Consider the following 289-nt stretch of genomic DNA (forward strand, 5'->3'; position numbering starts at 1 on the left):
AGACCCCACACTACCATCGGCGCTACGGCGTTTCACTTCTGAGTTCGGCATGGGGTCAGGTGGGACCACCGCGCTATTGCCGCCAGGTAAATTCTTTTCTACTACTACCGAACTTTAACCCATGTAACTGGTGCTGATACCCAGAGTCGAACTGGGGACCTCACCCTTACCAAGGGTGCGCTCTACCAACTGAGCCATATCAGCACAACTAAATTTGATGCCTGGCAGTGTCCTACTCTCGCATGGGGAGACCCCACACTACCATCGGCGCTACGGCGTTTCACTTCTG

The 289-nt window shown here is 54.3% G+C and carries 1 tRNA gene and 1 rRNA gene; both read right to left on the reverse strand.

Annotated features, from left to right (window positions below):
- Positions 1-87: ribosomal RNA gene (rrf, locus tag V1952_RS22710) — 5S ribosomal RNA — on the reverse strand; the annotation flags it as partial.
- Positions 88-128: 41 nt separating this feature from the next.
- A tRNA-Thr gene (locus V1952_RS22715) sits at positions 129-204 on the reverse strand.
- Positions 205-289: the final 85 nt, after the last annotated feature.

Source organism: Yersinia sp. 2542 StPb PI, from assembly GCF_048593855.1.
GTDB lineage: Bacteria > Pseudomonadota > Gammaproteobacteria > Enterobacterales > Enterobacteriaceae > Yersinia > Yersinia enterocolitica_E.